This is a genomic window from Microbacterium sp. zg.B48, assembly GCF_024623505.1.
In the GTDB taxonomy this organism is placed as follows: domain Bacteria; phylum Actinomycetota; class Actinomycetes; order Actinomycetales; family Microbacteriaceae; genus Microbacterium.
In genome coordinates, this window is sequence record NZ_JANJFE010000003.1 from 179,149 (window position 1) to 206,011 (window position 26,863).

At 70.8% G+C, this 26,863-nt stretch carries 25 protein-coding genes and 1 tRNA gene; 12 read left to right on the forward strand and 14 right to left on the reverse strand.

The window, feature by feature from the left end; all coding sequences use genetic code 11:
• Positions 1-9: 9 nt before the first annotated feature.
• Genes hutI through hutH form a run of 3 tightly spaced genes read right to left on the reverse strand, consistent with a single transcriptional unit; the run spans position 10 to position 4,438 of the window.
• The gene (gene hutI / locus NQ152_RS02700; RefSeq protein ID WP_257522925.1) at positions 10-1,242 is read right to left on the reverse strand and encodes an imidazolonepropionase; all 1,233 of its coding nucleotides are present in this window, start codon (positions 1,240-1,242) and stop codon (positions 10-12) included.
• Positions 1,239-2,897 (reverse strand): urocanate hydratase, encoded by a 1,659-nt coding sequence (gene hutU, locus NQ152_RS02705; RefSeq protein WP_257522926.1) that lies wholly within the window; start codon positions 2,895-2,897, stop codon positions 1,239-1,241. Before hutU ends, hutI begins: the two co-directional genes overlap by 4 nt.
• Complete coding sequence (gene hutH / locus NQ152_RS02710; RefSeq protein WP_257522927.1) at positions 2,894-4,438, reverse strand: histidine ammonia-lyase; 1,545 nt, start codon at positions 4,436-4,438, stop codon at positions 2,894-2,896. Before hutH ends, hutU begins: the two co-directional genes overlap by 4 nt.
• Before the next feature lie 61 nt (positions 4,439-4,499).
• Here hutH and NQ152_RS02715 point away from each other — a divergent pair, with 61 nt between their 5' ends.
• Positions 4,500-5,288 carry an IclR family transcriptional regulator gene (locus NQ152_RS02715; protein ID WP_257522928.1) on the forward strand — a complete coding sequence of 263 codons (789 nt, stop codon included), beginning with the start codon at positions 4,500-4,502 and terminating at the stop codon, positions 5,286-5,288.
• Here NQ152_RS02715 and NQ152_RS02720 read toward each other — a convergent pair.
• A complete protein-coding gene (locus NQ152_RS02720) occupies positions 5,275-6,294 on the reverse strand; it encodes a LacI family DNA-binding transcriptional regulator (RefSeq protein ID WP_257522929.1) in 1,020 nt (339 codons plus the stop codon). The genes NQ152_RS02715 and NQ152_RS02720 overlap by 14 nt on opposite strands.
• A 202-nt stretch (positions 6,295-6,496) precedes the next feature.
• On the opposite strand from NQ152_RS02720, the gene NQ152_RS02725 reads away from it, so the two are divergent.
• Genes NQ152_RS02725 through NQ152_RS02740 form a run of 4 tightly spaced genes read left to right on the forward strand, consistent with a single transcriptional unit; the run spans position 6,497 to position 11,676 of the window.
• Positions 6,497-7,750 carry an extracellular solute-binding protein gene (locus NQ152_RS02725; protein WP_257502244.1) on the forward strand — a complete coding sequence of 418 codons (1,254 nt, stop codon included), beginning with the start codon at positions 6,497-6,499 and terminating at the stop codon, positions 7,748-7,750.
• Between the two features lies 1 nt (position 7,751).
• Entirely contained in the window at positions 7,752-8,846 is a 1,095-nt protein-coding gene (locus tag NQ152_RS02730; protein ID WP_257522930.1) for a carbohydrate ABC transporter permease, read from the forward strand.
• Entirely contained in the window at positions 8,843-9,745 is a 903-nt protein-coding gene (locus NQ152_RS02735) for a carbohydrate ABC transporter permease (protein ID WP_257522931.1), read from the forward strand. Before NQ152_RS02730 ends, NQ152_RS02735 begins: the two co-directional genes overlap by 4 nt.
• Positions 9,742-11,676, forward strand: a complete 1,935-nt coding sequence (locus NQ152_RS02740; protein ID WP_257522932.1) for a glycogen debranching N-terminal domain-containing protein — start codon at positions 9,742-9,744, stop codon at positions 11,674-11,676. The genes NQ152_RS02735 and NQ152_RS02740 overlap by 4 nt, the downstream gene beginning before the upstream one ends.
• A 92-nt stretch (positions 11,677-11,768) precedes the next feature.
• Here NQ152_RS02740 and NQ152_RS02745 read toward each other — a convergent pair whose 3' ends face one another.
• The 3 genes from NQ152_RS02745 to NQ152_RS02755 form a co-directional block, all read right to left on the reverse strand.
• Positions 11,769-12,572, reverse strand: a complete 804-nt coding sequence (locus tag NQ152_RS02745) for a methyltransferase domain-containing protein (RefSeq protein ID WP_257522933.1) — start codon at positions 12,570-12,572, stop codon at positions 11,769-11,771.
• 69 nt (positions 12,573-12,641) lie between these two features.
• On the reverse strand, positions 12,642-13,118 hold the full coding sequence (locus tag NQ152_RS02750; protein ID WP_257522934.1) for a YbaK/EbsC family protein: 477 nt from the start codon (positions 13,116-13,118) through the stop codon (positions 12,642-12,644).
• A gap of 30 nt (positions 13,119-13,148) precedes the next feature.
• The gene (locus NQ152_RS02755) at positions 13,149-13,529 is read right to left on the reverse strand and encodes a VOC family protein (protein WP_257502238.1); all 381 of its coding nucleotides are present in this window, start codon (positions 13,527-13,529) and stop codon (positions 13,149-13,151) included.
• A 162-nt stretch (positions 13,530-13,691) separates the two neighbouring features.
• Between NQ152_RS02755 and NQ152_RS02760 the strand changes: the two genes are divergently transcribed.
• The 3 genes from NQ152_RS02760 to NQ152_RS02770 all read left to right on the forward strand — a co-directional run bounded on the left by NQ152_RS02760 (position 13,692) and on the right by NQ152_RS02770 (position 17,390).
• Positions 13,692-15,590 (forward strand): heavy metal translocating P-type ATPase, encoded by a 1,899-nt coding sequence (locus NQ152_RS02760; protein WP_257523067.1) that lies wholly within the window; start codon positions 13,692-13,694, stop codon positions 15,588-15,590.
• 179 nt (positions 15,591-15,769) lie between these two features.
• Positions 15,770-16,846 (forward strand): Glu/Leu/Phe/Val dehydrogenase family protein, encoded by a 1,077-nt coding sequence (locus NQ152_RS02765; RefSeq protein ID WP_257522935.1) that lies wholly within the window; start codon positions 15,770-15,772, stop codon positions 16,844-16,846.
• Between the two features lie 103 nt (positions 16,847-16,949).
• Positions 16,950-17,390 (forward strand): pyridoxamine 5'-phosphate oxidase family protein, encoded by a 441-nt coding sequence (locus NQ152_RS02770; protein WP_257522936.1) that lies wholly within the window; start codon positions 16,950-16,952, stop codon positions 17,388-17,390.
• 105 nt (positions 17,391-17,495) lie between these two features.
• Here NQ152_RS02770 and NQ152_RS02775 read toward each other — a convergent pair.
• From NQ152_RS02775 to galU, 5 genes are all read right to left on the reverse strand, one after another.
• Positions 17,496-17,571, reverse strand: a tRNA-Ala gene (locus NQ152_RS02775).
• A 42-nt stretch (positions 17,572-17,613) separates the two neighbouring features.
• Entirely contained in the window at positions 17,614-18,222 is a 609-nt protein-coding gene (locus NQ152_RS02780) for a flavin reductase family protein (protein WP_257522937.1), read from the reverse strand.
• Between the two features lie 28 nt (positions 18,223-18,250).
• Positions 18,251-19,138: a large exoprotein gene (locus NQ152_RS02785; protein ID WP_257522938.1), complete on the reverse strand. Its 888-nt coding sequence runs from the start codon at positions 19,136-19,138 to the stop codon at positions 18,251-18,253.
• 56 nt (positions 19,139-19,194) lie between these two features.
• Complete coding sequence (locus NQ152_RS02790; protein WP_257503253.1) at positions 19,195-19,824, reverse strand: GNAT family N-acetyltransferase; 630 nt, start codon at positions 19,822-19,824, stop codon at positions 19,195-19,197.
• A gap of 23 nt (positions 19,825-19,847) precedes the next feature.
• On the reverse strand, positions 19,848-20,735 hold the full coding sequence (galU, locus tag NQ152_RS02795; protein ID WP_257503254.1) for a UTP--glucose-1-phosphate uridylyltransferase GalU: 888 nt from the start codon (positions 20,733-20,735) through the stop codon (positions 19,848-19,850).
• A 95-nt stretch (positions 20,736-20,830) separates the two neighbouring features.
• On the opposite strand from galU, the gene NQ152_RS02800 reads away from it, so the two are divergent.
• The 3 genes from NQ152_RS02800 to mscL are packed head-to-tail and all read left to right on the forward strand — an operon-like array spanning position 20,831 to position 22,236.
• A complete protein-coding gene (locus NQ152_RS02800; protein WP_257503255.1) occupies positions 20,831-21,427 on the forward strand; it encodes a 5-formyltetrahydrofolate cyclo-ligase in 597 nt (198 codons plus the stop codon).
• A 16-nt stretch (positions 21,428-21,443) separates the two neighbouring features.
• On the forward strand, positions 21,444-21,776 hold the full coding sequence (locus NQ152_RS02805; protein ID WP_257503256.1) for an FmdB family zinc ribbon protein: 333 nt from the start codon (positions 21,444-21,446) through the stop codon (positions 21,774-21,776).
• Between the two features lie 34 nt (positions 21,777-21,810).
• Complete coding sequence (gene mscL, locus NQ152_RS02810; protein WP_257503257.1) at positions 21,811-22,236, forward strand: large conductance mechanosensitive channel protein MscL; 426 nt, start codon at positions 21,811-21,813, stop codon at positions 22,234-22,236.
• A 26-nt stretch (positions 22,237-22,262) separates the two neighbouring features.
• Here mscL and NQ152_RS02815 read toward each other — a convergent pair whose 3' ends face one another.
• Together NQ152_RS02815 and NQ152_RS02820 are read right to left on the reverse strand one after the other, a co-directional pair.
• Entirely contained in the window at positions 22,263-22,442 is a 180-nt protein-coding gene (locus NQ152_RS02815) for a hypothetical protein (RefSeq protein WP_257522939.1), read from the reverse strand.
• Positions 22,429-26,049: an AAA family ATPase gene (locus tag NQ152_RS02820; RefSeq protein ID WP_257523068.1), complete on the reverse strand. Its 3,621-nt coding sequence runs from the start codon at positions 26,047-26,049 to the stop codon at positions 22,429-22,431. Before NQ152_RS02820 ends, NQ152_RS02815 begins: the two co-directional genes overlap by 14 nt.
• A 271-nt stretch (positions 26,050-26,320) precedes the next feature.
• On the opposite strand from NQ152_RS02820, the gene NQ152_RS02825 reads away from it, so the two are divergent.
• The gene (locus NQ152_RS02825; RefSeq protein WP_257522940.1) at positions 26,321-26,842 is read left to right on the forward strand and encodes a methylated-DNA--[protein]-cysteine S-methyltransferase; all 522 of its coding nucleotides are present in this window, start codon (positions 26,321-26,323) and stop codon (positions 26,840-26,842) included.
• Positions 26,843-26,863 lie beyond the last annotated feature (21 nt).

Sequence of the window (26,863 nt, forward strand, 5' to 3'; positions counted from 1 at the left end):
CGGCCGCCGTCAGGCCGCGGTGCCGCCGCGCCACACGGTTCGGATCAGCGGCACACCCGGCCGGTAGGCGAGGTGCGTCCGCGTCGGCGCGTCCAGCACGACCAGATCCGCCCGCGCGCCGGGTGCGAGGACGCCGACGTCGTCGCGCCGCAGCGCACGCGCGCCCCCCGCGGTGGCCGCCCATACCGCCTCCGCGGTGGTCATGCCCATTTCGCGCACGGCGAGCGCGATCATCAGCGGCATGGAGCTGGTGAAGCTCGATCCGGGGTTGCAGTCGCTGGCGAGGGCGACGGTGACCCCGGCGTCGAGCAGGCGCCGCGCGTCGGGGTAAGGCTGCCGGGTCGAGAACTCCACGCCCGGCAGCAGGGTGGCGACCGTTCCGCTCGCCGCGAGGGCCGCGACATCGTCATCGTCGAGGAAGGTGCAGTGATCGACGGATGCCGCGCCCAGGGCGACCGCGACCTGCACCCCCTCGCCCGATCCGAGCTGGTTGGCGTGCACGCGGGGCTGCAACCCGCGCGCGATGCCCGCCGCGAGGATCCGTCGGCTCTCGGCGGGGCTGAACGCCCCGCGCTCGCAGAACACGTCGATCCAGCGACTGTGCGCGGCACACGCCTGCAGCATCTCGCCGCACACCAGCTCGACGTACTCGTCGCGGCGGTCGCCGTACTCGGTCGGGACGACGTGCGCGCCCAGGTACGTCACCTCGTCGGTGACCTCGGCGGCGAGCCGGGCGAGCCGTGCCTCGTCCGCCACGGTGAGGCCGTACCCGGTCTTCACCTCGAAGGTGGTCGTCCCCTGCGCGTGCAGCTCGGCGACGAGACCGGCGAGACGTCGGCGCAGCTCGTCGTCGCTCGCCGCCCGGGTCGCGGCCACGGTCCGCCGTATGCCCCCGGCAGCATACGGCTCGCCTGCCATCCGCGCCTCGAACTCGTCCGCGCGGTCTCCGCCGAACACCAGGTGCGTGTGGCTGTCCACGAAGCCCGGGATGATCGCTCGGCCACCAGCATCCACCACCTCAATCCGTTCCCGCGAGACTGCATCCGCGCCTCGAGACTGTGGCGCAAGCCCGCTGTCTCGAGCACCCGATGCAGTCTCGCGGTCTAGGGGGGCGGCGACCCATACGATGCGGTCGCCCTCGATCAGCACTGCGGCGTCGTGCAGCGTGCCGCAGGGGTCACCGTCCGCGGCGACGTTGGTGGTCAGCTCGCCGATGTTCGTGATCAGAGTTGCGCCGCTCACAGCATCGGCACCTTCAGCCCGCGTTCCCGGGCGACGTCCTTCGCGCGGTCGTAGCCGGCGTCGACGTGTCGCATCACGCCGGTACCGGGGTCGTTGGTCAGCACCCGGGCCAGCTTCTCCGCCGCCAGCGCCGTGCCGTCCGCGACGGTCACCTGCCCGGCATGGATGCTGCGCCCGATGCCCACGCCTCCCCCGTGGTGGATCGAGACCCACGACGCGCCCGACGCGGTGTTCAGCAGCGCGTTCAGCAGCGGCCAATCGGCGATGGCGTCGGAGCCGTCCGCCATCGCCTCTGTTTCGCGGTACGGCGACGCGACCGATCCCGCGTCGAGGTGGTCGCGGCCGATCACGATCGGGGCGGCCAGTTCCCCCGAGGCGACCATCTCGTTGAACTTCAGTCCGGCGAGGTGCCGCTCCTGGTAGCCCAGCCAGCAGATGCGGGCGGGCAGCCCTTCGAAGTGCACGGTCGAGCCGGCCTTGTCGAGCCAGCGCACCAAGCCGGCGTTGTCCGGGAACAGCGCCTTCACCGCCGCGTCGGTCTTGCGGATGTCCTCCGGGTCTCCGGAGAGGGCCACCCAGCGGAACGGACCACGACCCTCCGCGAACTGCGGGCGGATGTACGCCGGCACGAACCCGGGGAACTCGAACGCCCGGGCGAAGCCGCCCAGCTGCGCCTCGGCGCGGATCGAGTTGCCGTAATCGAAGACCTCCGCACCGGCATCCTGGAAGCCGACCATCGCCGCGACCTGCTTGACCATGCTCCCGCGCGCCCGTGCAGTGAACCCCTCGGGGTCACGTTCGGCCTCGGCGCGCCAGTCCGCGACATCGATCCCGACCGGCAGGTAGGCCAGGGGGTCGTGCGCGCTGGTCTGATCGGTCACGACGTCGATCGGGGTGCCGCGCAGGAGCAGATCGGGAAAGACCAGTGCGGTGTTTCCGACCACTCCCACACTGAGCGCGCGGCCCTCGTTCCTGGCCGCGACCACACGGTCGACGGCCTCGTCGAGGTCGGTCGTGTACTCGTCGAGATACCCGTGTTCCACGCGCCGCGCGAGGCGGGATTCGTCCACGTCGACGATCAGGACCGCTCCCCCGTTCATCGTGACCGCCAACGGCTGCGCGCCGCCCATGCCACCGCATCCGCCGGTCAGGGTCAGCGTGCCCGCAAGCGAGTCTCGCCCCAGGGACCGGGCCACGGCCGCGAAGGTCTCGTAGGTGCCCTGCAGGATGCCCTGCGTTCCGATGTAGATCCACGAACCCGCCGTCATCTGCCCGTACATGGTGAGACCGAGCTGCTCGAGCCGGCGGAACTCCGGCCAGGTGGCCCAGTCGCCGACGAGGTTCGAGTTGGCGATCAGCACCCTCGGTGCCCACTCGTGGGTGCGGAACACGCCCACCGGCTTGCCGGACTGCACCAGCAGGGTCTCGTCCGGCTCCAGCTCGTCCAGAGTGCGCACGATGGCGTCGTACGCCGCCCAGCTGCGGGCTGCCTTGCCGGTCCCCCCATAGACGACGAGATCCTCCGGGTGCTCTGCGACCTCGGGATCGAGGTTGTTCATGAGCATCCGCTTGGCCGCTTCGGCGCCCCAGCTCTTGGCGGTGCGGACGTTGCCGCGCGCGGCGCGGACGGTGCGGGCATCGGTGACCGGGTTCATCGGAGTGCTCCTTCTGCGGCGCGCACGACCTGGCCGGAGAGCACCAGAGCGGTCACCGCCTCGATGTCGGGCGAGAGGTGATGATCGCTGCCCGGCCCGCGCGCGACCGTACGCACCAGATCCCGCACCGCACCGGTGGCGGGACCGGACTGCAGGGGTGCGCGCAGGTCGATCGCGCGAGCGCCGGTGAGCACTTCGATGGCCAGCACCCGGGCGAGCCCGTCGATCCCGCGGCGCAGCTTGCGCGCGGCCGCCCACCCCATCGAGACGTGGTCCTCCTGCATCGCACTGGAGGGGATGGAATCGACGGATGCCGGGACCGCGAGTCGCTTGAGCTCCGACACGATCCCGGCCGCAGCGTACTGGGCGATCATGAGCCCGGAGTCCACGCCGACCTCGTGCGCCAGGAACGGGGGAAGCCCCTGGTTGCGCCCGGGGTCCAGCGCGCGATCCGTGCGCCGTTCCGAGATCGAGGCCACGTCGGCCGTGGCGATGGCCAGGAAGTCCAGGACATAGCCGATCGGGGCACCGTGGAAGTTGCCGTTGGACTCCACGCCGCCGGCGTCGGTGATCACCGGGTTGTCCACGGCCGAGATCAGTTCTCGCGAGGCGATCGTGCGCGCGTGCTCGACGGTGTCCCGCGCGGCCCCGTGCACCTGAGGTGCGCAGCGCAGCGAGTAGGCGTCCTGCACACGTGTGCACTCCGGTCCTTTGTGCGAGGCCACGATCGGCGAGCCGCCGAGATACGCACGCAGGTTGCCCGCCGATGCCGCCTGCCCCACCTGGGGGCGCAGATCCATCAGGCCGGCAGCGAACACCGCGTCGGTGCCGAGCTGGCTCTCGATGGACATCGCGGCCGCGACATCGGCGGTCTCCAGCAGGATCGACAGGTCGTGGACTGCCAGCAGCAGCATCCCCAGCATCCCGTCGGTGCCGTTGATCAGCGCCAGCCCTTCTTTCTCGCGCAGCACCAGGGGGGCGATACCCGCGTCGTGGAGTGCGGCCGCGGCCGGCACCGCCTCGTCCGCCTCGTTTCGGACATCGCCTTCGCCCATCGCTGCGAGCGCCACGTGCGCGAGCGGGGCGAGATCGCCTGAGCAGCCGAGCGATCCGTACTCCCGCACGATCGGGGTGATCCCGGCGTTGAGCATCGCCGCGTAGGTGTGGACCACGACCGGCCGCACCCCGGTGTGCCCGGTGGCGAGCGTCCGCAGGCGCAGGAGCTGCAGCGCGCGGATGACTTCGCGCTCCACTTCGGCGCCGGTCCCGGCGGCGTGCGAGCGGATGAGGCTGGACTGCAGCTGAGCCCGGCGGTCGGCTGCGATGAACGTCGTGGCCAGCGCGCCGAAGCCGGTCGAGATGCCATAGTGCGGTTTCGGGTCCACGGCGAGTCCCTCGATGAGGGCACGGGATGCCGCAACCGCGCGCAGCGCGCCGGCATCCAGCTCGATGCGCGCCCCGTGGCGGGCGACCGCCACGACCTGTTCGGCGCGCAGCGGCTCGGCGCCGACGACGACCGCGGTGTCGGTGAGGGTGCTCATGGGTTGATTCCACACCCGCGGGCTCGCGGGAAACAGAGGACCGTGCCATCCTGTGTCTGTCATGCCAGACACCTCTTCGCCGCACCCTCAAGTGCCGGCCGCCGATCAGACGCTGCGGATCCTGTCGCTGCTGGCCGGTCAGCCCGGGCCGATCGCGGCCCGCACGGTCGCGGCGCAGCTGGGCGTGCCGCGATCGAGTGTCTACCACCTGCTGGCCACCCTCGAAGCGCACGGCTACGTCGTGCACCTGCCCGCAGAGCGTCGCTGGGGACTCGGCACTGCCGCGTTCGAGCTCGCCGGCGGGTACGCCCGGCAGCAGCCGCTCGCGCTGCTCGGCCGGACGCTGATCGCGGCGCTGGCCGACCGGTCCGGCGAGAGCGCGCACCTGGCCGTGATGACGGGCCGGGACGTGCTGTACCTCGTCGAGGAGCGCGCGCCGCGCCGCCCGGCGCTGGTGACCGATGTCGGCGTCCGCCTGCCCGCGCATCTGACCGCGTCGGGACGTTCCATGCTCGCCGCCCTGCCGCGCGAGCAGGTGCGGGCGCTGTACCCGGATGCCGCATCCTTCGCCGATCGGACCGGGCGCGGTCCCGCCCGCCCCCGCGAGCTGCATGATGTGCTGCGGCGGGTGCGCGCCGACGGCTACGCCACCGAGGACGGCGAGGTCACACTGGGCCTGCGCTCGGTGGGCGTCGCGGTGCGCGACCACACCGGGTGGCCGATCGCGGCGCTTGCGGTGACCTATCCCGGTGACACCCCGCAGCAGGTCGCCGCGCTGGCCGACCTCATCGCACCCGCCGCCGCCGAGCTGGGGCGCCGGATCGGTGGTCGCGGCGCTAGCGGACGATGAGGCGAGGCTCCACCAGCACGTGCGCCGGCGCCGTGTCGCGGTCGCGCAGCTCCACCGCCGAACCCGTCGTTCCCATCAGGCCGTCCAAGACGGCGGCGGCGACCAGCTCGGGCGACTGCTCGATGCTCGAGATCCCGAGGGCCTCGGCGACCGGGGTGTTGTCAAACCCGAAGACCGGCAGGTCGCGCCGGCCGGCGTCGGCGGCGGCGAGGTGCGCCGCGACCGCGTGCGAGTCGCTGACGCAGACCAGGGCATCCAGCTCGCGGAGGGTCTGTGCACGGGCGAAGACCTGTGCCATGACGTCGCGAGCGCGGGCGAGCCCTTCGGTCGCCTCGAAGCGCGGGCCGTCGGCGGCGGCCTGCGTGATGGCCTCCCGCCATCCCCGCTCCCGGTCGTCGCCGGTGCCGCCGTCCGGGGGCCACCCGAAGAAGCCGACCCGCGGCCCGGCGGTCGCGATCGCGTGCGCCGTGGCCGCCCGGGTCCCGGCGGCGCCGTCCACGTCCACCCAGGTGTGCGCCGAGCTGTAGACGTCATCGCCGCCCCACGGCCGGCCGAACGAGACGAACGGCACGTCCCGCTGCATCAGCCAGCCCGTGCGCGGGTCGCCGAAGAACGTGCCGGTGACCACGACCCCGTCGATCTCGGCACCGTCGATGAGATCGCCGAGCCGGGCGATCTCCTCGTCGGCGGATCGTGCGCTGTAGATGAGCACGCGCATGCCACGCTCGCCCGCCCGCTCCGTGAGGGCGTGCACGAACCGGTCGAGGATGACGCCGGAGATCCCCCCCGAGTAGGGGTCCAAGTGCACGCCGAGGGTCGAACTGCGCCGCGTGCGGAGGCGACGCGCGGCCGCGTGCGGACGATAGGCGAGATCCGCGATGGCCCGCTGCACCCGCTCCCGGGTCGCCTCACGGACGATGCCCGGCGAATTGAGGACGTTCGATACGGTCTGCCGCGAGACGCCCGCCGCGCGCGCGACGTCTTCGACCGTCGGCGGCTTGGCCATCGTTCCCCCGGATCTTCATGCATCGGAACGTTCAAATCGTTACCGCATAGTACAGCGCAGGGGGTTGACACTCCCGCGGCGCGGCTCTTAACGTTCCTCCAAGCGATCAGTTTGATCGTTCAAAGATCGGAACGACAAAAAGAAGGGTCCGATGACCTCGCCCCCACTGAGGTCACTGCGGTGTTTATCAAAGGAGACGGACATGACACGCAAGACACGCGCGCTGACGGGTGCCGGTGCGCTCGTCGTCGCAGGAGCACTGGTGTTGAGCGGATGCGGCGGCGGCTCGGGATTCGATGACACCGGCGACTCTGGAGGCGAAGGCGGGCTGACCTCCTCGGACGACGCGCTCACCATCCTGATCGGCTCCAGCGGCGAGGCGGAGACGGCAGCGGTCGAAGATGCCGTCGCGGCGTGGTCCGAGGAGTCCGGCGTGGAGGCGACGGTTTCGGTGGCCAACGACCTTCCGCAGCAGCTGTCCCAGGGCTTCGCCGGCGGTTCCCCGCCGGATCTGTTCTACCTGGCTCCCGAGGCGCTGGCCGGCTACGCGGGCAACGGATCTCTGGTCGCCTACGGTGACGAGTTGGACAACAAAGACGACTTCTACCCGTCGCTGGTGGAGAACTTCACCCTCGACGGCGAGTTCTACTGCGCCCCGAAGGACTTCTCCACGCTCGCGCTGATCATCAACACCGACCTGTGGGCCGCAGCCGGCCTGACCGAGGCGGACATTCCCGCGACCTGGGAGGACCTCACCGCCGTCACCAAGACGCTGACGACGGGTGGCGCGGTGGGTCTCGCGTTCGGCCCGGAGTACCAGCGGGTCGGCACCTTCATGGCGCAGGCCGGCGGGAGTCTGCTCGCGGACGGCGAGCCGGTGGCCGACAGCGCCGAGAACGTCGAGGCCTTGGAGTACGTGCAGGCACGCCTGCAGGACGGCACGTTCGCCTTCTCGACCGACATCGGGGCGAGCTGGGGCGGTGAGGCGTTCGGCAACCAGCTGGCCGCGATGGTGATCGAGGGCAACTGGATCACCGGCGCACTGAGCGCCGACTACCCGGATGTCGCGTACGCCGTCGCCGAACTGCCGGCCGGCCCCGCCGGCCAGGGCACGCTGCAGTTCACGAACTGCTGGGGTATGGCCGCGGACAGCCCGAACCAGGAGGCCGCGCTCAGCCTGGTGGAGTTCCTGACCTCCACCGATCAGCAGCTGGCCTTCTCCGAGGCATTCGGGCCGATGCCGTCGATCCAGTCCGCCGCAGATGCGTGGACGGAGGCCAACCCCGACCTCAGTGCATTCCTGACCGGCGCGGACTACGCCCAGTTCCCGCCCACCGTGGAGGGAGCGACCGACGTCATCGCGGACTTCAACGCACAGCTGGAGTCGCTGAAGAACGGGAACCCGCAGGAGATCCTGGATTCGGTGCAGACCAACCTCGAGGCCGTGGTCGGCTGACATGACCGCCCAGGTCAGCACCCCTCGCCGCGGCCGGTTCTCCGGGATCCGCCGCGGCGAGGGACTTGCCGGATGGCTGTTCACCGCGCCGATCATCGTCATCCTCGGCGTCTTCCTGTTCATCCCGGTGCTGATGGCGCTGTGGGTGAGCTTCTCCGACTGGTCAGGGCGCGGCAGCCCGCTGTCTCCGAGCGTCGGATTCGTGGGACTGGACAACTACGCCGCGGTGACCACGGGAGGCGGCCTTCCGGAACGGAACTTCGGCATCGCGCTGCGCAACAACGCCTGGTACGTGCTGCTGGTCGTTCCGCTGCAGACGATCCTGGCCCTGTTCCTGGCGACGCTGGTCAATCGTGCGATCCTGCGCGGCCGCGGCTTTTTCCGCACGGCGTTCTACTTTCCGTCGGTGACCAGTTCGGTGGCCATCACCGTGCTGTGGCTGTTCCTGTTCTCCACCACCGGCGTCATCAACGAGGTGCTCTCGTGGGTGGGCATCAACGGGCCGAACTGGTTCGCCGATCCGCGGGGCATCGTTCATGTCGCACTGGGCGGCGTCGGCGTCCGGAACGGTCCCGAAGCGCTGACGGGCGGCGGATTCCTCGGCATCTCGTGGTGGGAGTGGCTCGCCGGCCCCTCGATCGCGATGAGCGCGTTCATCCTGATGGCGATCTTCACGACCAGCGGAACGATGATGCTGCTGTTCATCGCGGCGCTGCAGAACGTCGGCGTCGAACTGGGCGAGGCGGGGATGATGGACGGCGCCACCGGCTGGCAGCGGTTCTGGCACATCACGCTCCCGCAGCTGCGCCCGACGCTGTTCACGGTGCTCACCCTCGGTCTGATCGGGGGCTGGCAGGTGTTCGACCAGATCTACACCGGGACCCAGGGCGGCCCTGCCAAGACGACGGTGACCCCGGCGTACCTGACCTACCAGGCCGCCTTCATCAACCAGGACTGGGGGCAGGGCGCCGCGATCGCGTTCATCCTGTTCCTGATCATCATCTTCTTCGCAGCCCTGCAGCGGTGGGCGCTGCGCGACAGGCCGGTGTCCAAGCGCCGAGCGCGGCAATACCAGGTGAAGGGAAAGACCTCATGACCGTCACCGCCGTACCGGAAACGGCCGCCGTCGCACCGCCCGCGCCTCCGCAGCGGACCCGGAGGTGGGCCGCTCGCGCCCGCTGGGCCCAAGTCGTGCTGTACGCCGTCCTGATCGTGCTCGCGATCATCTACATCTACCCGTTCCTGGTCCAGGTCGCCACGTCGTTCAAGACGGATGCCGAGGCCACTGCCGATCCCATCTCCCTCATCCCGAGCGTGTTCTCGCTGGCCGCATACGAACGCCTGTTCACTCGCAGCGACTTCCCGCTGTGGGCGATGAACTCGGCGATCGTGACGATCAGCGTCACCCTCGGCCGGGTGTTCTTCGTGTCCCTGGCCGGTTACGCGTTGGCTCGTCTGAGGTTCCGCGGACGCGGCGTCATCTTCGCCCTGGTCGTGGCCGTGATGGCGGTTCCCAGCGTCGTGCTGCTGATCCCGAAGTTCCTCGTCCTCAACCAGATCGGCATCTACAACTCGTACGTGGGCATGATCCTGCCGCTGCTGGTGGATGCCGCCGGCGTGTTCATCATGAAGAACTTCTTCGAGTCGATCCCGGCAGCGATCGAGGAGCAGGCCCGGATCGACGGGGCGGGCACGTTCCGCGTCTTCTGGTCGGTCGTGCTGCCGATGGCCCGACCGGCGCTGATCACGATCGTGATCCTCTCCTTCCAGGGATCGTGGAACGAGCTGGGGCACTTCATCGTGTCGACGCAGTCGCCGGAGCTGACGACCCTCACCAAGGGGGTGGCTTCACTGGCGTCCGGCCAGCTCGGACAGGGAAACCAGTACCCGCTCAAGCTCGCCGCCGCCGCGATCATGACGATTCCGGTTGCGGTGATGTTCTTCATCTTCCAGAAGAAGATCATGAACACCGCCGAAGGAGCGCTCAAGGGATGACCGAGCGCACCTTCGCCATGCCCGCACGCGGACTGCAGCCGTTCCTTCACGACGGGGTGGTCGCCCTGCGCGCGCCCACGCAGGTGTGGTCCCGCGCCGACGGCAACGTGGGCGAGGGCGCGATCGACGGCATCTACCACGGCGACACGCGTTTCATCCGGACCGCGGCGGTCGCCGTGACCGGAGGCGATGCCGAGTGGCTCGGCATGTCCGCGCACGAGGCATCCCGAGTGGTCTTCGAGGGCCTGCTGCGCGGCCTGGACGATCTCAGCGCGGACCCGAAGATGCGGCTTCTTCGGGAGCGGACCGTCGATGAGGCGAGAGTCACCGAACAGATCAAGATCACCTCGCACCTGACCTACCCGATCGACGCGGAGATCACCCTCACGCTGCGCCCGGAGTTCTCCCCCATGCACGCGGTGAAGGCGGGGATGCCGGAGTCGCGGGCGTGGTCGGAACGCCCCGGCGGTGCCGGGACCGTCGTGCTCACCGCGGGGCCGCGACGGATCGAGCTGGAAACGGACGGGAGCGTCCGCGTTTCGGATTCGATCGAGGCCGACACCGCGGTGGTGGTCACCTGGGCAGTGCAGATCCCGCCCGGGCGTTCCGTCACTGTGGCGTGGGGCGTGCGCATGACCGACGACGCCCTGGTGGTCCGGTCCGGGAGCACTCCCCCGCCACCCGCGGTGTACGGGGGCGGCTCGATCGACGACCGCGCCGAGCGGTGGCTCGCCACGGCTCTCACTGATCTGAATGCGCTGCGCCTCGCGCTCCCGGATCACCCCGACGACGAGTTCTACGCCGCCGGCGCGCCCTGGTTCTTCACCCTGTTCGGACGCGACTCCCTGTGGGCGGCGCGGCTGGCGTTGCACGCGAATCCGACGCTCGCGGCATCCACCCTCCGGGTTCTGGCGCGCCGACAGGGCCGCAGCGTCGATCCCGCCACGGCGGAGGAACCCGGCAAGATCCTGCACGAACTGCGAGCCGAAGCCTTCGACATACCCGGGGAGGGGTTCTCGCTGCCGCCGGTCTATTACGGATCCGTCGATGCGACGGCGCTGTGGGTCGGGCTCTTCGGCGACACCGTCGATGCGGGCTTGCCGGAGGCGGACGTGCGGGAACTCCTGCCGGCGATGCAGAAATGTCTGGCATGGATCATGGGCCACGGCGACGGGTTCGTGTCCTACTACGACGGCACTGGGCGCGGCCTGGCGAACCAGGGCTGGAAGGACTCGGGTGACTCCATCCAGTGGCGCGACGGCGCTCTGGCACAGGGTCCCATCGCGCTGTGCGAGGTGCAGGGCTATGCCTACGAAGCCGTGATGGCGGGCGCGCGCATCCTGGATGCCTACGGCGAGAGCGGGGGCGACGCGGCCCGCGCGTGGGGCGCCCGTCTGCGGCGGCGATTCGCCGATCGCTTCTGGGTGAGCACCCCCGAAGGCGACTACCCCGCCATCGCGCTGGATGCCAGCGGGCGCGGTGTCGACGCGCTCACCAGCAACATCGGACACCTGCTGGGGACGGGCCTGCTCGAACCGCACCAGGAACGCGACGTCGCCGCGCTTCTGACCCAGCCCAGCATGCTGTCCGGCTTCGGCATCCGGACGATGTCGACGGGCGCCCACGGGTACTGGCCGCTGAGCTACCACGGCGGCAGTGTGTGGATCCACGACACCGCGATCATCGCCCGCGGCATGCAGCGCGCCGGCCTGGACGAGGCGGCCGAGGCCGTCGTGGAGAACATGCTGGCCGCCGCAGCGGGCTTCGATTACCGCGTGCCCGAGCTGCACAGCGGAGATCCGGCCGGTTCCGGCGGCAGCGACCCGGGCCCGACGACCGTTCCGCTGCCCTACCCCGCCGCGTGCCGCCCGCAGGCGTGGTCGGCTGCATCGGCGGTCACCGCGTTCGAGTTCCTCTCCGCGAGCCGCTGAGGAGGGCGACCCGGTTCCCGTCCGCGGTCTGCGAAGAGCACCGGCTGTCTCGGACGGCCCCGCACCGCGCACCGCGCCGGGCTCTGCTCGGCTCACCCGCGGGCGATGACCTCGCCGTGCGGCATGAGCAGCCAGCCATCGGGTGAGGCCGCCCACAGGCGCCACGCCTCGGCGATGCGGGCGAGGCCGGACCGGTCGGTCACGCCCAGCGAGAGGGCGTTCTCGGCGAAGGACGAGGCGACGGCTCGCTCTGCCCACGCCGAGCCCCACCACTGCCGGTCCTCGTCGCTCTCGAACAGCCAGACCGAGGCGGTCGCCGTCACGTCCGTGAACCCCGCCTCGCGGGCCCATGCCTTGAGGTGACGCCCGGCGGTGGGATCCCCGCTCATCCCCCGGTGGACCCGGAGATACACTTCCATCCACTCGTCCAAGGCGGGCACCTGCGGGTACCAGATCACCCCTTCGTAGTCCACATCACGAACCGCGACCGCTCCTGCGGGCGAGACGACCCGCCGGAACTCCCGGAGCGCGTCGACCGGCCTGGCCAGATGCTGCAGCACCTGATGCGCGTGCACGATGTCGACGCTGTCATCCGCGACCGCCAGGGCGTACGCGTCACCGACCTCGAAGGACAGGTTGTCCAGTCCGCGCTCGGAACGCAGCTCATCCGCCGTCGCCACCACCCCGGCGGCGGCATCGAGGCCGACCACCTGCCCCGGCGCCACCCGCTCGGCCAGGTCGGCCGTGATCGTTCCCGGCCCCGCCCCGACATCGAGCACAGTGCACCCGCGAGCCAGCAGCGGCAGCAGGTAGGCGGCGGAGTTCTCGGCCGTGCGCCACCGGTGCGAACGCAGGACGCTCTCGTGGTGGCCGTGGGTGTACGCGTCGGGGCTCACGCTCCGACCCTAGCGTCGCTCAGGGGGCGGCCCGGTCGCGATGCCGGCGCGGACCCGCGGACCGGCCGGTCACACCACCGTCGTGATCGTTCCGCCGGTCAGCGCGACCAGTTCCTCGAAGGTCATCGGGAAGACGGTATGCGGCGTCCCGCCGGCCGCCCAGATCTGCTCGAAGGCGGCGAGGTCGGCGTCGATGACGGTAGTCAGCGGCGCGGGATGCCCGCACGGGGCGACCCCGCCGATCGCCTGGCCGGTCGCCTCGCGCACCTGCTCGGCGCTGGCTCGGCGGATGCTGCCGCGGCCGAGCCGCTCGGCGAGGGCTGCGGTGTCCACGCGGTGCGCACCGCTGGTCATGACCAGCAGCGGCTCGCCGTCGGACCAGAAGACGAGGCTGTTCGCGATGGCGCCGACCTCGACGCCGAGTGCGGCGGCGGCCAGCGGCGCGGTGGCCGCGGCATCCGGAAGCACGACGATGTCGCCGGTGATGCCGGCGGTTCGCAGCGCATCTTGGACGATGCGGCTGCGCGTGGGGAGCTGATCAGTCACCGGACCAGCCTAGGCAATGCCGCGGACCGGTCAGCGACGCTCGAACAGCCCGAGGATGTTCCCCTCGCTGTCCTCGAACCACGCCGCGCGCTCCCCGCCCATCTCGGCCACCCCGTCCTGCGTCTTCAGGCCAGGGAAGTCGTACTCGAGGAATTCCACCCCGTTCGCGCGGAGGGATGCCATATCGGAGGCCAGATCCCTGGTCTGCAGGCCGAACACGGTGTTCTTCGCGGTTCCGGCGAACCCGGAGCGATAGACCAGCAGCGGCACCCCCGCGAGCCGATAGATCACCGTCTCGGCATCCTCCTGGATCTCTTCGGGCGTCAATCCCAGCACGCCCTCGTAGAACGACCGGGCGCGGGCCAGATCGGACGCGGCGATCGCGGCCATGCCGCGTGCATCTTCGAACATCACTATCCCCTCGTGCGTGTGTCTTTCGGGTTCCTTGGCGCAGACGGTACTCCCGTCGCACACCGCTCGATAGGGGATCGGCCGGCCCCGGTCCGCACGGCACCGCTGGCGGTGGGCGCTCGGGTGTACCAGGCTGATCCTGTGCGCCGCATCCCCCGCGTCATGGCCCGGTACCCGGTGATCACCGCCACAGTCGTGGTCGGCATCGCGGTGCTCGTCCTGGACCTGTCGGACAGGCAGAGCGCGAGCCGGTGGCTGGCCACTCTGTACGTCGCGGCGGTCATCGTGTGGACCCTGATCGGCATGGTGCGGGACGTCCTGCGCGGCCACGTCGGGCTCGACGTGCTGGCGGTCGTCGCAATGGTCGCGACCCTCGCGGTCGGCGAGTACGTCGCGGCGCTGATCATCGTGCTCATGCTCTCCGGCGGTGAAGCGCTCGAAGACTACGCCGGCCGTCGCGCGAAACGCGAGCTCACCGCGCTGCTGGACCGCTCCCCGCAGATCGCCCATGTCATCGTCCATCCCGACGATCACACATCGGACGAAGTGACGGATGCCGCGGCCGACGACGTGCGGGTCGGCGATGTGCTGCTGATCCGCCCGTCCGAGATCGTACCCGTGGACGCGCTGCTGCTGACCGACTCCGGCTCGTTCGACGAGTCCTCACTGACCGGGGAGAGCCTTCCGGTGACCCGTCACGCGGGCGATGAGGTGCTCTCCGGCGCCGTCAACGGCTCGCAGGCGGTACGGGTCCGCGCTGTGCGCCGCAGCGCCGACAGCCAGTACCAGCAGATCGTGGCGCTGGTGCGGGATGCCGAGGAGTCGCGTGCGCCGGTCGTGCGCCTCGCGGACCGGTTCGCGGTCCCGTTCACCGCCGTGTCGCTCGTCATCGCCGGTGCGGCGTGGGGCATCTCGGGCGACCCCACCCGGTTCGCCGAGGTCCTGGTGCTCGCCACGCCCTGCCCGCTTCTCATCGCGGCGCCGGTCGCGTTCCTCGGCGGGCTCTCGCGGGCGGCGAAGGCGGGGATCATCGTCAAGGGCGGAGCGGTGATCGAGCAACTCGCACGCGTGCAGTCCGCGGCGTTCGACAAGACCGGGACGCTCACGCAGGGCCGACCCGACCTGGTCGAGGTCCGGGCGGTGGACGGGATCGACCCCGAGGTCCTGCTCGGCCTGGCCGCCTCCGCGGAGCAGTACTCGAGCCATGTGCTGGCCGATGGGATCCGACGTGCGGCCGCGGAGCGGGGCGTGCCCGTCCAGAGCGCGTCACAGGCCGGCGAAGTGGCCACCAACGGCGTGACCGCGACGATCGGCGGGCGCGTCGTGGTGGTCGGCAAGCCGGCGTACATCGCCGCCCTCGCGCCGGAGACCTCGCGGATGGCGCTGGCTGCGGGTCAGGCCGCCGCCTACGTGGCCGTCGACGGACGCTTCGCCGGCGTGCTCGTCCTGGCAGACGACCCGCGGCCGGAGTCCCGCGCGGTGGTGGCCTGGCTGCGCGCGCACGGGGTGGAGCGGATCGCGATGCTCACCGGCGACGCGCAGGCCACCGCGGAGGCCATCGCGCACGAGGTGGGAATCACCGAGGTGCACGCCGAGCTGCTGCCCCCGGAGAAGGTGCACCTCGCGGCGCAGATGCGCCCGCGGCCCGTGCTGATGGTGGGCGACGGTGTCAACGACGCGCCGGTGCTCGCCGCGGCGGACATCGGCATCGCGATGGGAGCGAAGGGTGCGACTGCGGCGGGGGATGCCGCGGCCGCCGTGATCCTCAAGGATTCGCTCGCCAAGGTCGTGGACGCGGTCTCGATCGGGCGCCACACCCTGCGGGTGGCCTACACGGCGATCTGGATCGGCATCCTGCTCAGCGTCGGACTCATGCTGGTGGCCACCACCGGGGTCATCCCTGCGGTGGTCGGGGCACTGGTGCAGGAACTGGTCGACCTGACCACGATCCTGTACGCGCTGCGTGCGCTGGGCGGGCCGTCCTCCGATTTCGACGAACCGGAGGCGGACGCGTCGGCGCAGGCCGTGGACGTCGGACTGCCCGACCACGATCGCGCCTGATCCTGCGCCATCACGCACGCGGAGGCTGCTTCTGTGAGCACATTGCTCAGGTGCACAGTGACACGTTGAACGATCGGCTCAGTGGTGGTCCAATAGGGGTGGATGCGCAACGCCGCCATCCGCACGCTCCCGCCGGGCTCTCACGAAGACGCCGCGGCGGCTGATCGACGAGGACCAACATGTCTGCGACCCTGCCCCTGCCCGATTTCGCGCACGAACGCGTCGAAACGCTCACCGGTCGACGCAGCGGGCTCTTCATCGCCGTCGCGCTGCACTCCTCGGTGCTGGGCTCAGCGCTGGGCGGCGCGCGTCTGTGGAGCTACCCGCACTGGAGCGACGCGCTCGGCGATGTCCTGCGGCTGTCGGCTGCCATGACGCTGAAGAACGCGGCGGCCGGACTGGATGCCGGAGGCGGCAAGTCCGTGATCGCCCTGCCGCCCGACTCCGTCCTGGACGCCGAGCGTCGGCGCGCGGCGTTCCTCGACCTCGGTGATGCGGTGGAGCTGCTGGACGGGCTGTACCGCACGGCCGAGGACGTGGGATCGACCACGGCCGACATGCTGACCGTCAGCGAGCGCACCCGGCACGTCGTCGGGCTTCCCGAGGCCGGCGGCGGCTCCGGCGAACCGGCCGGCCCCACCAGCCTGGGCGTGTACGAGTCGCTGCGCGCCACGCTCGAGCGCATCACCGGCTCCCCGGATGTCGCCGGCCGCCGCATCACGATCTCGGGCATGGGACAGGTGGGCAGCCGGCTGGCCGTGCGCCTGAGCACGGAGGGCGCGCGGCTGACCGTCACCGATGTGAACCCCGCCAAGCGGGATCTCGCGGTGCAGCTCGGGGCCGATTGGATCACGCCGGGCGAGGAGCACCTGGTGCCGGCCGACGTGTTCGTCCCCGCCGGCATCGGCGGGCTGCTCACCGACCGGGTCATCGACGCGCTCGAGGCGCGCGCCGTGTGCGGACCGGCGAACAACCCGCTCGCCGATCACTCCGGCGCTGACCGGCTGGCTGCCCGCGGCATCCTGTACGCCCCCGATTTCGTGGTCAACGCCGGTGGGGTGATCTACCTGGACCTCGACGCGAAGCAGCTGGGCAGTCGGGACGAGATCCTGGCTCGCGTGGCGGCGATCGGCGACACCGTCCGCCGGGTCTTCGACGAGGCCGAGTCGCGCAGCGTCACCCCCCTGCAGGCGGCCGAGGGCCTGGCCGCGGAACGCCTCGCCGCCGGTGCCCGCCAGCACGCGTTCGCGGGTTAGGCGTCACCGGCGGCGCCGCGCCGGCAGCGTCCGGCTCGCCCGTGCGGGCGGCACGCTCGACGCGGTACCCTCGCCCTCAACACGGTGTCGATGAGGAGACGAGATGGGCACGAGCATCTTCAACGACACGGATGAGACGCACGTGAAAGCACTCAGGATGCTGGAGCGTGACCTGATCGCCTGGATCGTCACCCTCGCGGCGGACGGCTCACCACGCGCCGTGCCGGTCTGGTTCTTCTGGCACGACAGCGTGCTGACGATCCTCAGCGAGCCGGACTCGCACAAGGTGGAGAACATCCGGCGGGGTTGCCCGGTGCTCGTCCACCTCGACGCCGGTGGACAGTTCGGAGACGACGTGGTCGTGCTGCGCGGCGACGCGCACCTCGCCCCGGGCACCGGCGTGGAGTGGCTTGGTCGGTTCCGCGAACCGTACCTCGGCAAGTACGCCGAGGCGATCGCCGATTACGGCATGCCGGCAGACGCGATCGCGGAGAGGTTCAGCACGAGGATCGACTTCACGCCGACCCACCTGCTGGCCTGGTGAGCGTCCGCGGCTGCCCGCGCCCGAATCACCGCAGGTCCGCAGAGGGTACGAGTCGCTGCACCCGTTAACGACAATGAGCGCCCCACGAGGGGGCGCTCATTTCATTGGTGGACCTGAGGGGACTCGAACCCCTGACCCCCTCGATGCGAACGAGGTGCGCTACCAGCTGCGCCACAGGCCCTGAACCTCCGACAGGCTATCACGCTGGCTGCCGGCTGCCCGTTCAGTCCGGGCGCGGCAGATGGAACACCGCGTCCAGCACCGAGTACTCATCGCGGTAGCCGCTGCGGGCGATCGGGCGCATGGCGGCGGTGTCCACCCGCCCGTCCGCCAGGATGAACCGCTCGTCCAGATGCACGCCCACAACCTGCCCGATCACCAGATGGCGGTCGATCAGCCCGCCCGCGGCATCCGTCAGCTGCAGCGTCTGAGTCACCGTGCACTCCAGCGCGACGGGGCTGGCGGCGACCCGCGCCGGCGCGACCAGGCGGGACGGCGCAGCCTCGATGCCCGCGAACGCGAATTCGGACTCGCCGCGCCGCAGCGTCGTCGAGGACTGGTTCATCGCCTCACGCAGGTCGAAGGTGGCGAGGTTCCAGACGAACTCGCCACGATCCAGCGCGTGGGATGCCGAATCCTTCATGCCCGCGCTCGAGAACATCACCAGCGGCGGGTTGTCGGACACCGCGTTGAAGAAGCTGTACGGCGCCAGGTTGGGGCTGCCCTGCGCGTCCAGCGTCGAGATCCAGCCGATCGGCCGCGGTGCGATCATCGCCTTGAACGGATCATGCGGCAGCCGGGCTCGGTCGCGCTCGGCGGGCAAGTAGAACATCGTCGGGACCCGTGTGAGCGGGACGCGCTCAGCCTGCCCGGCTGGCCAGCAGCCGGCGCACGTGCGCTTCGATCTCGGCGTCGTCGACTCTGCCCATCGCCGCATACGGCGACGCCTCGGCGCTCTCCCGCGCCGCGCGTACAGCGGCGATCGACGGCGGCTCGAGCTCGGCGGCGCGCTGGCGTGCGGCCTCCTCGACCGCGGCCTGACGCAGCGCCTCTCGGGCCGCAGCGGCATCCAGCATCGCCGCCGCGCGCGATCCGGCAGAGACGGTGAGCGGGCGGGGCAGCTCACGCGGCGCCCAGCCGGTGCGCGGGGTCGCGGTCAGCTCCACATCCTGCATGACCCGTGGCACGCGTGCCGAGGCGTCCTCGATCGCGACGCGGTTCACCGCGCGCGCCCCGACGCGGGTCATGCGTCCGAGCAGCACTCCGGACATCGACGCGGCGGCGACTCCGGACCACAGCATCAGCTGCGAACCGGTCGCCACGACCTCCCACGCGCCCCACACCGAGACGCCGACGCCGGCGAGTCCGAGGACGGTCAGCGCCAGTCGGGTGCGACGGCGGGCGCGTGCCCGCCGGGCGCTCGGCCGCGACCGCGCTGCGGCACGTTCGTCGCGGGCCTGCGCCAGATCGATCCGGGCCTGCTCGAGAGCGGCCTGCTCGCGCTCGGCGACCGCCCGGCGAGCAAGACGCTGCTGGGCCAGTGCGGTGCGCGCGTTCAGTTCGAGCCGGACTTCGTGCGGCGTCTCGCTCGTCTCGGCCAGGACGCGCAGTGCCTGGTTGAGCCGCACGGCGTTGCGCTCGGCCGCGTCGAACTGGCGGCGACTGTGCCAGGACGGCAGCAGATAGACCATCCACAGGAGCACGGCGACGAGCACGATGACTCCCCCGCCAAGTACCTGCCCGCCCATGCGGTCAACGGTAGGCGACGGTGCGCCCTCGCCCCGGCATCCTGCGGCGTGTCGTCTCAGGCCCGCGAACGATCGCTGGGCGGCACCGTCGCGGCGTCCGCCGGTGCACGCCCCTGCACCCAGCGCTGCAGGACGCCTTCGGGCACGTCCTCGCGCGTCAGGGCGAACGCATAGTGGTCGCGCCAGTCACCGTCGATGTGGATGAACCGCCGCCGCAGTCCCTCGTACCGGAAGCCCAGCTTCGCCACGACGCGCAGGCTGGCCTGGTTCTCGGGCCGGATGCAGATCTCCATCCGATGCAGTCGCATCTCGCTGAAGCACACGTCGGTCGCCAGTGCGACCGACGTGGTGGTGATGCCGCGCCCTGCGAACCGCTCGCTGACCCAGTAGCCGATGGTCGCCGACGCCAGCGACCCGCGCGCGATCCCCCACACGTTCAGCTGACCGGCGATCTCCCCGCCGTCTTCCATCACGAACGGGATGCCGGTGCCGTCGCGGTACTGCTGCAGCAGTCGCCTCACACCGGTGCGCATGTCGAACGAGACCGGCCCGTCCGGGCTGGTCGCCTCCCACGGCTGCAGCCAGGCACGGTTGGAGAGCAGCTCGTGCTGCAGCGTGCGCGCGTCGCGAGGCCGAACGAGGCGGATCGCCACGTTCCCGTGCCGGACAGGAGTCGTCAGATCCACGACACCCCCTCGAACGTGCGGCGCTACAGAGTCGCCGCAAACTCCTTGAACCAGGGACGCAGCTCAGGACCCAGATCCTCACGGTCGGCGGCGAGCTGCACGATGGCCTTGATGTAGTCCACCCTATCCCCGGTGTCGTAGCGACGTCCGCGGAAAACGACACCGTACACGCCAGGACCCTCGGCGTCCGTGGCGAGCTCCTGCAGCGCGTCGGTCAGCTGGATCTCGCCGCCCTTGCCGGGCTCGGTGCGCTCCAGAATGTCGAAGATCGCGGGGGTCAGCACGTACCGGCCGATGATGGCGAGATTGGACGGAGCGTCCTCACGCGGGGGCTTCTCGACCAGACCGACGACGCGCACGACATCCGGGTCGTCGGTCGCCTCGACGGCTGCGGCGCCGTACATGTGGATCTGGGCGGGATCGACCTCCATGAGCGCGATGATCGTCGCGCCGCTGCGCTCGTGCTGCGCGATCATCGTGGTCAGCAGGGCGTCGCGCTCGTCGATCAGGTCATCGCCGAGCAGCACCGCGAACGGCGACTCACCCACATGCGCCCGGGCGCGGGAGACGGCGTGCCCGAGCCCGCGAGGCTCACCCTGACGCACGAAGTGAATGTCCGCGAGGTCGCTGGAGGCCATCACCCGACGAAGCCGGTCGGCGTCGCCCTTGTCGCGCAGTTTTACCTCGAGCTCGGGAACGGAGTCGAAGTGATTCGAAATCGCGTTCTTGTTGCGTCCGATGATCACCAGGATGTCGTTGATACCCGCCTGCGCCGCCTCTTCCACCACATACTGGATGGCCGGCTTGTCCACGACCGGGAGCATCTCCTTCGGCATGGCTTTCGTCGCGGGCAGGAAACGGGTACCGAGGCCGGCTGCGGGAATCACGGCCTTCATGGGCTTAGGGGGCATGGCTCATACTCTACTGACGGCGCCCCCCTCCGCCGTGCGACCTGCTCCCCTTGCCCTCGACCGCGGCGCATGGTAATCGCGCCTAGAATCAACCCATGCACGACGACATCGCAACGGCCAAGCGCGCTCTGCGCGCGGAGCTGCGTGAGCGGCGCCAGCTGCTCTCTCAGCCTGCCAAGGACTCCGCTGCAGCCGGCATCCGGGAACAGCTGGACGCACTGGTGGACTCCCTCGGGGTCCGCTCCATGTCGTGCTTCCTGTCCACTCCCAGCGAACCCGGCACGCGCGAGTTCGTCGACGCGGCGGTGCGCCGCGGCATCCGCGTGCTCCTGCCGGTGACCCGCACCGACGGCCTGCTGGACTGGTCGGTCGCGCACCCGGACTTCGACATCGCCGAGGGGATGTTCGGGCTGCCCGAGCCGGTGGGCGAGCTGCTCGGCCCCATTGCGGTCAACGACGTCGATCTGCTCGTGATCCCCGCGGCCGCCGTCGACCGGGACGGCATGCGCCTGGGCTGGGGTCGCGGATTCTTCGACAAGACGATCGGCTCGATGGAGGGATGCCCGCCCGTCTACGCGGTCATCTACGATTCCGAGCTCCTCGACGAGGTCCCCCGCGACCTGCACGACCAGCCGGTGACCGGCGTCGTCACCCCCACTCAGACCCTCGTCCTCTCGCCTGCCCGGCCCTGATCGTCCGAAAGCACCCATGCCTACCTATGCCTATGCCTGCAAAGAATGCGGCCACCGCTTCGATGCCGTGCAGTCCTTCGCCGAGCCGACCCTGACCGAGTGCCCCGCGTGCGGCGGCACCCTGCGCAAGGAGTACGGATCGATCGGGGTGACCTTCAACGGTTCCGGCTTCTACCGCACCGATTCCCGCGCCGCCGACGGCAAGGGCTCCGGCGGGGGCCGGGAGAAGAAGAGCTCCGAGCCCGCCACCTCTTCGGCCGGTGGGTCCTCCGGTCCTAGCGAGTCGTCCTCCTCTGGGGCATCATCGAAGCCGGAGGCGAAGGCCTCCCCTGCACCGTCAGGAACCTAATCGGCTTCGGCCGAAGTGAGGCCAGGTGATTCACGTGATCCAAGGGTTCAAGGAGTTCATCCTGCGCGGGAACGTCATCGATCTCGCCGTAGCGGTCGTGGTCGGCGCCGCCTTCACGGCAATCGTCAACGTTCTGGTCTCGGCGCTGATCAATCCACTGATCAGCCTGTTCTTCGCGTCGGACAGCCTGGACACGGCACTGCAGGTGACCGTTCCGACGCTCCTCGGCGGCACTGCGACGTTCTCCTTCGGCGCGATCCTCGGCGCGATCGTGAACTTCCTCGCCGTCGCGCTGGTCGTGTACCTGGTCTTCGTGGTCCCGATGAACCGGTTGCGCGAGCGTGGCGCCGCCAAGGCCGGGGTCACCGAGGGCGACGAGCCGCTGCCCACCGAGTCGGAGCTGCTGGTCCAGATCCGCGACCTGCTGGAACGTCAGAGCACTCCCCCGCCGCGCGCCTGAGTCGACGCTGCTGCGTGGTGCGCGCCTCACCAGTGCGGTGGGACGTCGCGGCGCAGCTGTTCGTCGTTGGGGCCGGATGTGGCGAGGCCCGGCTCGGTGTCGTCCGTCGGCTCGGCCGGCTCCGCGGATGTGCCCGGCGCGGGGGTGAGTTTGGCGCGGCGCGCGCCGGGGACCCGCTCGATCCGCTGTCGCCTATTCGATGACATCGATCGGCTGCGTCTCGGTGTCGGCCGCGGACGATTCCGGCGGCACGCCGAGCAGCGCCGCGATCCGGGCCGCCACGGCCGCGGGGTCGCTGTACAGGTCGAACGAGTGCACGCGCACGTAGTGCCAGCCGAGCCGGCGGAGGATCTGCGGGCGCAGCCGCAGCGACTCCCGCAGCGACTCGCCGATCGTCTCGGGGTCGCTCTCGGCGACCACCGCGCGGCCGTCGTACTGCGCCACGAGCGGAAGCAGACCGCGGTAGTGCACATCGACCGAGATGCCCAGTCGGCGCAGTTCGCGCGCCAGCGCCAAGGTCAGCGGGTCGGCCAGGTCTTCCAGACGCGCCTGCCGGGCGCGGGAGGCGATGCCGCCGAGGATGCTCATCAGTGTCGCCGCGCCGTGCTCGAGTCGCCCGTCGTCGAACGCCGACGGGCGGATGGAGGACACGATCACCATCGAGCGTCGCGCCCGTGTCATCCCGACCGTGAGCAGACGCTCGCCGTCCGGAGTGGACAGGTCGCCGAAGTCGCTGAGCACCCGGCCGTGCTTGGTGAGGCCGAATCCGAGCGAGAAGATCACCCGGTCGCGACTCTCCGCCACGGACTCCTCGAGGGTCAGCACGGCGAGGGGCTCGGCGGTGTCCCGCGCGACGAAGTCCGCGACATCCGAGCGTCCGGCGAAGGCGGCCTCGACCGCCGCGCGCACCCGCTCGGCGTGCTTCGCGCTGGCGGTCACGACCATCAGCGACTCGTTCCCGCGGTTGACCGCGTGTTCGACCACAAGGGTCACCACGCGTGCAACCTCCGCGTCGGGGCTCTCCACCGCTCCGCTGACCGGGTCGGGTGCACCCGTGCCGCCTTCGACGTAGTCCACGCTCAGGCTGCCGCGCCCGAGATAGGACCCCGCCCACGGCAGCGAGACCAGCTCTCCGCCGTAGAACGCGTCGTTGACCAGTTCGGCCAGGTCCTCGCCGCCGGCGCGGTAGCTGTGCGTCAGCGTCTCCACCGGGAACAGCTCGGCGAGACGCTCGAACACGCTCGTCTCGTCGAAGGGTCCGCGAACCGGGTCGCTGTCCTCGGGGATCCCGGAGGACAGGCGGAACGGCGTGGGTTTCTGGGTCACCGGGTCGCCGAAGACCACCACCTGCTGCGCGCGCCGCAGTGCCGGCACCGCTTCGGCCAGACTCAGCGCCGCGGCATCCGCGAGGATGACGACGTCGAATCCCAGCGTCTCCGGGATCTGGGGCACCTCGTAGGGCGAAGCCAGCCACACCGGGGCCAGTGTGCGCAGCAGCACCGGTGCTGCTGCGGCCAGATCGGCGGGCGTCGTCCGTGGGTCTCGGAGTGCACGCTTCAGCGCCGCTGCCTCGGCGGCCTCGTCCACGATCCCGATGCGCCACTGCGTGGCCAGCTGGGCTGCCAGCAGCGGTCCGGATGCCGCAGCGTGCGCTTCATCCACCAGCCGGAAGTCGCGCTCGAGGCGGTCCACGACCGCGGTGTTCGCACCCAGCAGGGCTCGGTCGCTGCGCAGCAGATACTCCAGCGCGGACTGCCACCAGGCGTACTCCAGCTCGGTGCCGACCGCGTCTTCGGGAACGTGGCGGACGGACAGCTCAGCGAGCAGGCTCTCCAGACCGAGCGCAGCCAGCTGGGAGCGCAGCGTGGCGCGCTCGACGAGGTTGTCGAACACGTCGGAGTCGGCGGCCAGGCCCGCCAGGGTGCGGACGAGGCGTGCGACCGGAAGCGAAGCCAGACGATCAGCGCCGCCGCGGCCGACGATGCCGTCCAGTTCGGCGAGGTCCGCCTCGACCCGCTGCCACGCAACCTGGACGTCCGACAGGCCCAGCGGGACTGCGGGCCCGACGCCGGCCTCGACGAAGCGCTGCCACTCGGTGCGCTGCTGCTGCACCCGCACCAGCGCCTCGTGCATGTCGGCGATGTGCACACCGGGCCGCACGTACTCGCGTGAGAGCCGACGCAGCCGACGGCGCTGGGCTCCGGTCAGAGACGGCGCGTCACGGCGCGGACCGTGCGCTTGGATGAGCTCGCCCAGCGGCCGCTCGAACACGGTCGGACTGAACCGATCCAGTGAATCCCGGATGCCCTGCAGCACGCGCAGGTACGCGCCCAGCTCGGTGATCGTCTGGAACGGCCGCATCCGGGTCTGCGCGATCAGTTCGTAGCCGCGTTCGAGGAGGTTCGGCACATCCTGACGGTGGAGCCGGCCGGCGAGTGCGTGCGCGGCGCGGGCGGCGCCGGTGGTGGCGAAGGAGACGCCGTACCACGGCGAGTCCCCGGGCCCGAACCGGAACTCGCCCAGGCGCGCCGCCGCGGCCAGCGCGGCCGCCGCCTTGGCCCGGGCGGGCGCCAGCTTGACGAGCACGTCGATGTCGAAGCGAGCCTGGGCGGTGGGGGCGGGGGTGGCACCGGCCAGTTCGGCGAGCCGACGCAGCACGTCCAGCACCGAGACGCCGAGCGCCGGATGCGGCGTGGTGACCGCGCCGCGGTAGTCCCGCAGCACCCCCCTCAGGCGCACCAGCGCGTCATCGATCTCGCCCACCTTGGGCTGCACGGCCTTCTCGTTCCGACCGATCGCGCGGATCAGGTCTCGCTGCACGTTGCGCGGGGACACCGCGAGCCCCTGCAGCCCGATGCCGGTCAGGCGGTGGCGCACCCCGTCCAGGGTGGAACGGCGTGCGCTGACGACGAGGACGCGCTTGCCGTCCCGCACGAGCGAGCCGACCGCATTGATGATCGTCTGCGTTCCGCCGGTGCCCGGCAGGGTGTGCACGGCCAGCGAGTGCCCGGCCGCGATCCGCGCCAGCACGCCCTCCTGCTCGGCATCCGCATCGAGCAGGAGCGTGTCGGATGCCGGAGCGCGTTCGTCCGGGCTCGGCACCGGCGGAGCGGGCCTGCGGAGGGACACGGTCTTGCGGTCTTCCGGGTGGCCGGCCAGCGCGTTGAGCACCGGGTGGTCGAGGTTGACGGCATCCCGCGCCATGGCGGCGCCGACATCCGCGAAGGTCGAGACGACCAGACGCGGGTGGACGGTGAACGAGTCGATCGTCGCAGTCAGCGCTCGCAGGTGGTCGATCACTGGCTGAGGTTTGAAGACACCGTCCTCGTGCGCCAGGGTGGCCAGCGCCACACCGTCCAGCTCGATGCCGAAGTGCGTGCGCGCGGCGCGGACGAACTCGGGATTGACGATGAAGGTCCCGTGCAGCTTCAGCTCGAAGTCGGAGTGGTGCCGACGGATGCCGAGCGGCCGCAGCAGCACGGGCGCCGTGCACGCCAGTCCGCCGATCCGCCAGGAGGCCAGGCCGACGGCGAGATGGACCGGTTCGATGCCGCGCGCGGTGCGCAGCTCGACGTTCTTGGCCGTGATCCGCTCCGCCGCCAGGCGCGCGTTGCGCAGTGCGACCTCATCGCGGAACAGGTTGGACAGCAGTGTGGACCGTCCGGTGATGAACTGCGGCAGGCTGCCGGGGTGCGCTTTGGTGATCTCGATGCCGCCGCTGTTCGCGTCGTCGAAGTGCAGCAGCGTCGACGGGCCGCCCAATTCCGCCGCCAACGCGCGCAGGCGGTCCCGTTCGGGTTCCGCGACGTGCATGACCGTCACCCCGGGCTCGGACAGACCGAGGTCGCCCGGGGTCACCGAGGGAGCGTCATCGTCTGCGCCGATAACGGCGCTGCCTTCTGCTCGCCACACACGGCCACACTAAGCGCCGCGGGCCGTTGGCTTGAGCAGCCTTCCCGAGTTTCGCCGGATTGGCGACTCGCCACCTGATCTGCGATTCCTCCCCAGCGCGGGATCGGCGCTGATCATCCGCAACCAGCGGACGCCTGCGCACGCTCCGAGCGGCTCGCGCCAGGATGGTGGCATGACCGCCTCGAGCACTCGATTCACCTCGCACTCCACCCCGATCGGCGATGTCCTGATCGTGACGACGGACGAGGGAATCGTGTCCCTGCACCCGCTGCGCGGCGCGCTCGAGCAGGAGTTGGAGCGTCGGACCCGCGCGCTGCGCGCTCCCCTGGACCGCTCCGACGATGACGCCGCGGCCGAGGACGCCGCCCGTCAGCTCGACGAGTATTTCGCGCAGCGGCGCCGCGAGTTCGAGCTCACGCTCGATTGGCGGCTCGTCCGCGGGTTCACCCGCGCCGCTCTCGAGGCGGTCCGCCGGATCCCGTACGGCGAGACCGCCGGATACGGTGAGGTCGCCGCGCATGCCGGCAGCCCGCGCGCGGCCCGGGCGGTGGGCACCGCCTGCGCGAGGACGCCGTTCTCGATCATCGTGCCGGTGCATCGGGTCGTCCGCTCCGACGGCTCGATCGGCGAGTACGGCGGTCATGCCGAGGTCAAGGCGTTCCTGCTGGATCTGGAACGGGCCGCGGGCGAGTAGGCCGCCCGCGCGCCGCGCGGC